The organism is Chamaesiphon sp. (genome assembly GCF_041737865.1).
Lineage (GTDB): Bacteria > Cyanobacteriota > Cyanobacteriia > Cyanobacteriales > Chamaesiphonaceae > Chamaesiphon.
Genome location: NZ_JBGSQZ010000234.1, coordinates 23,056 through 31,086, shown reverse-complemented (window position 1 = coordinate 31,086; position 8,031 = coordinate 23,056). Strand labels below are relative to the sequence as shown.

The 8,031-nt window shown below is 48.1% G+C and carries 10 protein-coding genes; 3 read left to right on the top strand and 7 right to left on the bottom strand.

The annotated features are described in order from the left end of the window. Positions 1-183 precede the first annotated feature (183 nt). Both cobJ and ACEW9J_RS17880 read left to right on the top strand, forming a co-directional pair. A complete protein-coding gene (cobJ, locus tag ACEW9J_RS17885) occupies positions 184-1,854 on the top strand; it encodes a precorrin-3B C(17)-methyltransferase (RefSeq protein ID WP_373546459.1) in 1,671 nt (556 codons plus the stop codon). After that, entirely contained in the window at positions 1,817-2,137 is a 321-nt protein-coding gene (locus ACEW9J_RS17880; RefSeq protein ID WP_373546458.1) for a hypothetical protein, read from the top strand. Before cobJ ends, ACEW9J_RS17880 begins: the two co-directional genes overlap by 38 nt. On the opposite strand, the gene ACEW9J_RS17875 is transcribed toward ACEW9J_RS17880, so the two are convergent. The 7 genes from ACEW9J_RS17875 to ACEW9J_RS17845 form a co-directional block, all read right to left on the bottom strand. Then, the gene (locus ACEW9J_RS17875; RefSeq protein WP_373546457.1) at positions 2,125-2,418 is read right to left on the bottom strand and encodes a DUF1816 domain-containing protein; all 294 of its coding nucleotides are present in this window, start codon (positions 2,416-2,418) and stop codon (positions 2,125-2,127) included. The two genes, ACEW9J_RS17880 and ACEW9J_RS17875, sit on opposite strands and share 13 nt — an antisense overlap. Positions 2,419-2,512: 94 nt before the next feature. Then, entirely contained in the window at positions 2,513-3,973 is a 1,461-nt protein-coding gene (gene rlmB, locus ACEW9J_RS17870; protein WP_373546456.1) for a 23S rRNA (guanosine(2251)-2'-O)-methyltransferase RlmB, read from the bottom strand. A gap of 19 nt (positions 3,974-3,992) precedes the next feature. Beyond that, positions 3,993-4,424 (bottom strand): Mini-ribonuclease 3, encoded by a 432-nt coding sequence (locus tag ACEW9J_RS17865; RefSeq protein ID WP_373546455.1) that lies wholly within the window; start codon positions 4,422-4,424, stop codon positions 3,993-3,995. Between the two features lie 221 nt (positions 4,425-4,645). Beyond that, on the bottom strand, positions 4,646-4,990 hold the full coding sequence (locus tag ACEW9J_RS17860; RefSeq protein ID WP_373546454.1) for an STAS domain-containing protein: 345 nt from the start codon (positions 4,988-4,990) through the stop codon (positions 4,646-4,648). Positions 4,991-5,236: 246 nt separating this feature from the next. Continuing rightward, positions 5,237-6,397: a glutamine-hydrolyzing carbamoyl-phosphate synthase small subunit gene (gene carA, locus ACEW9J_RS17855; RefSeq protein WP_373546453.1), complete on the bottom strand. Its 1,161-nt coding sequence runs from the start codon at positions 6,395-6,397 to the stop codon at positions 5,237-5,239. A 122-nt stretch (positions 6,398-6,519) separates the two neighbouring features. Next, the gene (locus tag ACEW9J_RS17850) at positions 6,520-6,786 is read right to left on the bottom strand and encodes an LssY C-terminal domain-containing protein (RefSeq protein ID WP_373546452.1); all 267 of its coding nucleotides are present in this window, start codon (positions 6,784-6,786) and stop codon (positions 6,520-6,522) included. A gap of 358 nt (positions 6,787-7,144) precedes the next feature. After that, positions 7,145-7,498 (bottom strand): hypothetical protein, encoded by a 354-nt coding sequence (locus ACEW9J_RS17845; RefSeq protein ID WP_373546451.1) that lies wholly within the window; start codon positions 7,496-7,498, stop codon positions 7,145-7,147. Between the two features lie 63 nt (positions 7,499-7,561). Between ACEW9J_RS17845 and ACEW9J_RS17840 the strand changes: the two genes are divergently transcribed. Next, positions 7,562-7,825 (top strand): DUF6439 family protein, encoded by a 264-nt coding sequence (locus ACEW9J_RS17840; RefSeq protein ID WP_373546450.1) that lies wholly within the window; start codon positions 7,562-7,564, stop codon positions 7,823-7,825. Positions 7,826-8,031: the final 206 nt, after the last annotated feature.

Genomic DNA, 8,031 nt, shown 5'->3' with positions numbered 1-8,031 from the left:
TTTTTGGAAATAGCTAAAAACTAGAGAATTTTCGTGCTTATTTCATGAAAATTAATAATGATATAAACATCGAGAATGCAATTTCAAGACAGTTTTAATTGGTAGTCTTTGTCGTAGAATTTGAAGTGCGGAATGTGGGTTCAAACATTCTCTAAGATAGATAAGACCATCACCGATTAAATCATGCTCGCCCGAACACCCATTGTTGTTGTCCTCAATCAAGTTAGCGTACCCTCCGCTCGTCAATTGATGACAGCACTACCAGGATCGCAACTATATGGGTTAGCAAGTCGGACGACAGATGTGGATGTGAGTTTTGCGAACTTTGGCGATACGGTGCGGCAATTATATTGTGAGGGTGTGCCGATTATCGGGCTGTGTGCGGCGGGAATTTTGATTCGGACGCTGGCACCAGTGCTGACCGATACCAAGACAGAACCGCCTGTTGTCGCTGTAGCTGCGGATGGGAGTGCGGTGGTACCGCTATTGGGTGGGATGACGGGGGTAAACGATCTTGCCGAAAAAATTGCCGCAGTGTTGAATGTTCTTCCAGCAATTACTACTACAGGTAAGCTCCAGTTTAATATCGTGCTGCCCGATCCCCCTGTGGGTTATCGACTTGCCAACCCCGAACATGTTAAAGCTTTTATCGCGGATCTGATTGCTGGGGTTAGTGTCAGTTTAGATGGTGATGCACCGTGGTTGACTGCCAGCGATATCCCGTTTGGTGTTGCTGGCAAACGCACGATCTCCGTCACCACACAAGCAATTCCTGGCAGTCTGGAGCGATTAGTCTATCATCCCACCAGCTTAGTCTTGGCGATCGCCCAACCCGCGCAATTTACGATAACTGAGTGGGTCGATGTAATTAGAGATCGACTCGCCACAGCCAATCTCGCCCTAGCTGCGGTAGCTTGCATTACTCTTCCAAAAACAACGGTAGGAGCTGCAATTGCTGGAATTGGCAAGATTTTCAATCTCCCGATTCGGTTTGTAGAGTCCGCACAATTACCGCCCGATTTGACAGTAATTAGTCACGATCCAAATTTAACGATTTTTAGTGCCAAGCAGTCGATCGATTCCCACCAAATCGGTCAGGCTCAGGGTAAATTAACTGTAGTCGGAACTGGGCCAGGATCGCCACAGTGGATGTCGCCACAAGTGCGGGAGACGATTCGCGCCGCAACTGATTTAGTTGGATATCACACTTATCTGGATTTGGTTAAAGATTTAAGCGTGGGGAAAGAGTGCCACGGATCGGACAATCGGGTAGAACTCGATCGATCTAGATTGGCACTAGATCTCGCTGCTAGTGGCAAAAATGTCGTCGTCGTCTCCTCTGGCGATCCGGGCATCTTTGCGATGGCATCGGCTGTATTGGAAGTACTCGATAATGAAGCGAAACCAGAATGGCAAACGATCGATCTCCAAATTAACCCAGGCATCTCCGCCATGCAAGCCGCCGCCGCTGCAATAGGTGCCCCATTGGGACATGATTTTTGCGCGATTTCCCTTTCGGATATTCTTAAACCTTGGGCAGTTGTCGCTGCTAGGATTGCGGCGGCGGCTGAAGCTGACTTGGCGATCGCTTTCTACAACCCCATTTCTAGCCAACGGAGCTGGCAATTAGCCGCAGCTAAGGAAATCCTCCTCAAATCTCGATCGATCGCCACACCAGTCATCCTCGCCCGCAATCTCGGCAGATCTGGAGAACAAGTAAAAGTAATCACTTTAGGGGAATTTGCGCCAGAGTCGGCAGATATGCGGACGGTAATTTTGATCGGTTCGAGTCAAACTAAACTAATTCCCCGTGCGGATGGTAGTAGTTGGGTATATACGCCTCGATCGTACTAACTCTAGCGGAATATCAGAAATCGGCGGTACTGAATTGATGGATGTTCGAGGGGGACTGGGGGTATTCAAAACTCTGAAAAATACAATTAGTAATATTTTGAGCGATCGCTTTACCCACGTTTTTAGTCGTGTCGTCCCACTACTACCTACTGGGCTGTACTTCGCGATCGTCAAAATTTCAAAAATATGCTGGCAAGATATTACCGTTAATAAAACAAAACAGATCGCAGTTTACCTGCGATCTGTCTTGAAACTTACCTTTTTTATCAATTACCCAAACTGACCGCTCATCGAACTTTTAGAGGTATTATAAGTATCCCGATCGGCTGCTTCATAATCGATTGTCATTTGCACGGGTTTGCAGCGTTTGATCGCTACTTGAATACCTTGAGCAAATTCACCCTCCAAGTCCTCGATATAACCCACCTTCGCAGTATCAGCTTCCACTGCACTGGCGAACGGTCCAAAATAATAGGTGCAGTGCGGTCGCGCTGTGCTGATTTCGACCCACCAAGCTTGTCCGATCGTGTTGAGCACACTGCTCCAGATATCTTGAATATTCATTGGTGTAGATTCCGCTGACTCAAAGGAGGTTGATAAGTTGATGGACTGGAAAAATTTTCAGACCATAGATCCTAAATAATCCCAAAATACCTGCTTAACGCTCAGATAGCCGTAACATATTTGACAAACGCTGGCGCGATATTTCGTACAAGCACATCGCGGTTGCATTCGCGACATTCAAACTGGGGGTTTTGCCACTCAATGGAATCGACACCAAATGGTCACAACCCTTTTGAGTGAGTAAACTCAGTCCATCGCCTTCAGAACCAACAGCAAGCACGAGCGGACGGCGATCGGTAAAATCGATCGTCGAGATTGCTTGCTCGGCATCAGCAGTGGTGCCATAAATCCAGAATCCAGCTTCTTTGAGTTGACCCAAGGCGCGGCTGAGATTGACAACCCGAGCGACGGGAAGATGTTCCAAGGCTCCAGCAGCTACTTTCAAGACGGTAGAAGTGATGCCAACAGCCCGACGCTGTGGAATCACCACACCTTGAACGCCCATGGCTTCAGCAGTCCGCAAGATCGAGCCGAGGTTCTGGGGATCGACGATCCCGTCGGCGACGACGATGATGGGATGGTCGGAAGTTGCTAATGCACGGCTGATTAACTCTTCTATTTCTAGGTAGTCATGGGGTGCGACTTGGGCGACGATCCCCTGATGATTGCCGCCATTGGCGAGGTAGCCCAATCGCTGTGCATCTACTTCATCAACGACGGTACCATTGGCTTTGGCTTGGTCGATGAGTGTAAAGAAGGCGGGATGGTGGCGGAGTTTGGACAGTACCCAGATCCGATTGATTTGGCGTTCTTTTTCGATCGCGGTGAAGACTGAATGCTTTCCATACAGGTAGTCGGTGACTTCTTCTTCGGTAATCTCTGGTGCGGGGGGATCTTGCCAGCCGCCGCGATTGTGACGGTTGTTGGTTGGACGATCGCGCCACTCTTTTTGTTGACCGAATGAATCGTTGCGATTTCCAGCAGGTTGGCGATCGTTTTGGCGGCGATCCCCAAATGTGGAAGATCGATCTTCCCGATTGTAGCTGGGACGCTCTCCACGTCCGCGATCTGCTCCTATACCGCCGCGACGATCTCCTGAAGAGTCATCTCGACGCGGCCGATCGTTGTCTGGACGCGGTGCAAACCTGGACTGACTCGGACGAGGTACTCCCCAATCCTTGCGTTCCTCACGGGGCTTGTCAGCACCAAAACCAGATCGATCTGCACCGAATCGTGGTTTGTCAGGGCGACTGAAACTAGATCCCCCTTCCGATAGGCGGGGACGATAGCTGCGATCGCGATCGAAGTTATTTGCGCCATCGGTTTTGCGGGGACGACGATCCGACCGATCGTCTGGTTTGGCGCGGAAGCCTGAGTCTCCGCCTTCACTACGACGCGGTGCATCGCCATTGGGGCGATATTTGTCCGAACTATTAGGTCTACTATCGGAACTACGGCTGGGGCGAAAATCGCGCTCCCCACTGCCCGAATTGTCACGATCTCCCTGACGTGGGGAAGGCTTACCGCCACCGGAGCGACGAGGTTTAAATACCATGATATCTTAGCTAAAAAAATTAGAGGGCTGGAGTCGAATTAAACTGGAGCAAGGCAAGTAACTCCGAGAGCCGTTGGGGATCGGTGATGTAAAGATAACCGATTAAAGTCTCAAAACTGGTAGCTTGCTGATAAACTTCGGGATCGAGGCGACGCGGACGACCATTCGCCGCATTCCGCCCGCGTCGGATTGTATCCAATTCCACGGATGTCAGATGGGGTAGGAGCAGTTGCAGATGACTAGACTGCGCTTCAGCACGTACATGAGCGACAACTTGTTGATGATAAGCGTGAGAACGCTTTGGTGGAAACAAAAATCTCGTGCGAACATGGAGTTCATACACAGCATCGCCCAAATATGCTAGAGCTGCTGGTGACAGTTGTGACACTTGGTTGGGGTGGATGGCAATATTGAGCTGTTGCCAGCTTTGGGGTAGCTCAGTTTCACCCACAGCGATATCTATACACTTAGAAAATTTTTAGTTGCGCTTTCCAATTTTATCAAGATTTCAGCAAACTGGTTTAAATTCATCCATTTTGACATCAAACTTAGCAGCTACTTGTTAACCAGTGTCAAATTAGAGATTTAGGTTAGTGAGTGGATGGTGGATCTCGATTGGGGTGGTACGGGACTAGTCATAGTGCGGATGACGCCCTGCCATCCGCACTACTTTTACTTGACCTCAATCCGTGCTAATGCTGCATCTACGGATGTTTGGAGTGATAGGAACTGCTCCAATCTCACGAGTTTGACAGTTTGGGTAACTCGCGCATTCGTGACTAGTTGGACTGTCCCTTCTACACCAGTCGCCTTTTTGACTAGTTGGACTAGCGCACCTAGTCCAGAGCTATCGACGAAATCGATTTTGGATAGATCCAGAATCAGATTTTTGGGGCCTTCTTCAACACATTTGTCCATCACCTTTCTAAAAGTTGGTTCGGAAAATGCGTCGAGTAGTCCAGTGAGGCGAAATAATTGGTAGTTCTCTTTGACTTCGCGAGTGCCTCGAAGACTCACGGTTAGGCTTAATGGTTCAGCGATAATAGCCTCCTTTAACTTTTACTTAAATAAATTATTTATCTGTGTGCGATCGATCCAAATAATCACTCGAATAGATCGCACATTGTGGTTGTCTTGTCAATTTTAGTAGTTATTTAGTTGTTAGTGGTTAGTTTTTAATCCGAGCTGCCGATTTTTTTATAAAAGTCAGGGATTTAAGTCTCTACATAACAGGTCATCCGACAACGATCGACGATCGACTATTTAAATTACGCTAGCGACTCCTAATTTTACATCCCGCATCTGCTGGACAAACTTAGCAAATAAATAATCGGCATCATGCGGCCCAGGACTAGCTTCTGGGTGGTATTGCACTGAGAAACAGGGCAGAGTCTTGTGCTGTAATCCAGCGATCGTCCGATCGTTTAAATTGAGATGGGTGATTTCGATATCTGCACTCAGAGACTGGGCGTCGATCGCAAATCCATGATTTTGGCTGGTAATTTCTACTGTCTGGGTGAGTCCAGCTGGCTGGTTGAGTCCCCGATGTCCAAATTTGAGTTTGAAGGTTTCCGCTCCCAGGGATAGACCTAAAATTTGATGACCCATACAGATGCCGAAAATCGGCTTGTCAGCTTTCAATAACTCTTTAGTCGTCTCAATCCCCGTTGTCACTGCGGCGGGGTCGCCAGGGCCATTAGAGAGGAAGATCCCGTCGGGGTTGTGCTGGAGTATTTCAGCCGCTGAGGTATCGGCGGGGACGACGATAACCCGACAACCATAGCTAGCCAACCGCCGGAGGATATTGCGCTTGACTCCAAAATCTAAGGCAACCACAGTAAATGTTTCGCTGTCACTAAGATCTGATGCGGGTTTAAATTCCCACATCGGTTCGCTCGGTGACGACCACTCATATACTGCCTCAGTGGTAACATTATTCACGAGGTTTAGTCCAGTCATATTTGGCGCAGACCGCACCAGATTGAGTAGTTCGGCAGGATCGAGAATTTCGGTAGAAATGCCCCCATTCATCGCTCCAGCCGATCGCAATTTTTTCGTCAGCGCGCGAGTATCGATGCCGTGGATACCAGGAATATGATGGTGTTCAAGATATTTGGGGAGGGAAGCTGTCGATCGCCAGTTACTCGGACGATAGCAGACATTCCGCGCGATCGCGCCACGGACGTGAGGAAATTGGGACTCCTCATCATCGGGGTTGACACCTGTATTACCCAATTCTGGATAGGTGAACACCACGATCTGACCGCTATAGCTGGGATCGGTGAGGACTTCCTGATAGCCAGTCATTCCGGTATTGAAGACAACTTCGCCAATCGTCGTACCCATAGCTCCAAATGACAAACCAGGATAGGTTGTGCCATCTGCTAAAACTAATAATGCTGGCAAGACCGCAGAAACGGGCATAGAATTTACACACAGGTTGTTATGGCGCAGCTATTATAGCATAATAAATCGGTTGTCTAAAAAATTGACTAGAGTCTCAGCGGGATCGATCGAGAGATTATTTGTCGATCGCACCGCGATCGTCATTTCTCCGTCTGTATAATACTAGGCTCCAACACCGTTGTATCCCTGAAAAGAGCATCAACTGGAGATTGCCAAAATCGGACGTGATGGCGTTGACTAGCACTACTTCCGGCGGGTCGATCGAGGGCTAGATCTTGTTGGCGATTCTCCAGGGGAGAGGGCTTTCCGCCAACGAAAAAATCTAAATTACTCACAGGTGCAGTCTTAGAGCGACGCGATCGAGCCACAATAACGATAATTTTGGATTTGAGTAGCAATGCTATCAAAACAAGCGATCGAACAACTCAATCGCAAAGAAAGTTTACCGTAGCGCAGGAGTTTAGAGCATCCAGCCTAAAAACCTCAGATCGTTTGCACGCACAACCCTCAGCAGAAGCCCAAGTCTGGCTAATCGCTCTCAACTATAGCGATCCTAAATCAGATCCCTGCGATCTTTATACTGGTGCGTTACGGCTTGCGCCTAACACACCCTACATCCACTAAAGACCTCGCTATCAACTAAGTACTTAGACAGAATTAATTGCACACTCAATATTTTCAAATTCTTTATGAGAAAGGCATCTAGGCAAAATTCTGTGCAATTAATTATGTCAACCTACTTATCAACTATCAACTATCAACTATTTAACGTCCCCAGGTAGAAATAAACCAGCCGATCGCCATTCCTAAGCCCCCAAACCGCACCGCTTGCCAAAAGGGTTCCCACATTAACTTCCATTCGTTGAGCAATCGGGATTCTAGGGTAATGTCTAATTGTTCCAAACGCGATCGAATCAGCTCCAGTTCTTGCTTGACTTCAGGATGCTTGCTACCTTGATGTGTCAATTCATTGCGCTGACGCTGTAAGACAACCTGTTCCCGTGCGGCTAACTGAATATCTACCTGACGCTGCTTGAGATCGACTATCGCCTGTTCTAATTCGGCGATTTCGCGATCGAATTCAATTGTCTCATCAACTGGGGGCGCATTCTTAGTCATGGTCGCAAGATACAATTTGAATAGCATTGTTATTAATATGCCTAAATTTAGGTCATAACTCCCATGTCTTCCACTACAGACGCTCTTACCACCCTAGAACTAGCCCAAGCCCTCGCAGAACGGCTGCGGATCGCCGAAACAGATTGGCACAGGCTCAAGTCCAATCGTCCCGCACGGGCAAAGGAGCAAGCCGCTGCTGCACTGGTATTTTTGCTCAAGGATAGTCCTGATGAAGCCTTAGCGAGATTTTCGCAATCTGTGGGTTGGCTGGACAAATCTATTTCTGCACCACCTTGTCCATCTCATGGCGATCGCGTCAAGCATTAAAGTCACAGCCGATCCGTGCTAAAGCTTTGGCACAGCTCGAAATTAGGCGGTAGTGGCGAGGTATAAAATAACTAATGGGGCAGATAGAAGCGATGTGCGCCTAGCCTTTAGGAGTACTTCAATTTTTTTAAACATGGTACTTATGACAGAGTTGTTCGACAAATAGCTCTGGTAAATTGGTAATTATTCAAGTGCATTATTTAAGC

What these genes read in the sequence shown, in the direction of transcription:
- cobJ (WP_373546459.1), top strand. Translation starts at nt 184, where the DNA reads ATGCTCGCCCGAACACCCATTGTTGTTGTCCTCAATCAAGTTAGCGTA.
- ACEW9J_RS17880 (WP_373546458.1), top strand. Translation starts at nt 1,817, where the DNA reads ATGGTAGTAGTTGGGTATATACGCCTCGATCGTACTAACTCTAGCGGA.
- ACEW9J_RS17875 (WP_373546457.1), bottom strand. Translation starts at nt 2,418, where the DNA reads ATGAATATTCAAGATATCTGGAGCAGTGTGCTCAACACGATCGGACAA.
- rlmB (WP_373546456.1), bottom strand. Translation starts at nt 3,973, where the DNA reads ATGGTATTTAAACCTCGTCGCTCCGGTGGCGGTAAGCCTTCCCCACGT.
- carA (WP_373546453.1), bottom strand. Translation starts at nt 6,397, where the DNA reads ATGCCCGTTTCTGCGGTCTTGCCAGCATTATTAGTTTTAGCAGATGGC.
- ACEW9J_RS17845 (WP_373546451.1), bottom strand. Translation starts at nt 7,498, where the DNA reads ATGACTAAGAATGCGCCCCCAGTTGATGAGACAATTGAATTCGATCGC.
- ACEW9J_RS17840 (WP_373546450.1), top strand. Translation starts at nt 7,562, where the DNA reads ATGTCTTCCACTACAGACGCTCTTACCACCCTAGAACTAGCCCAAGCC.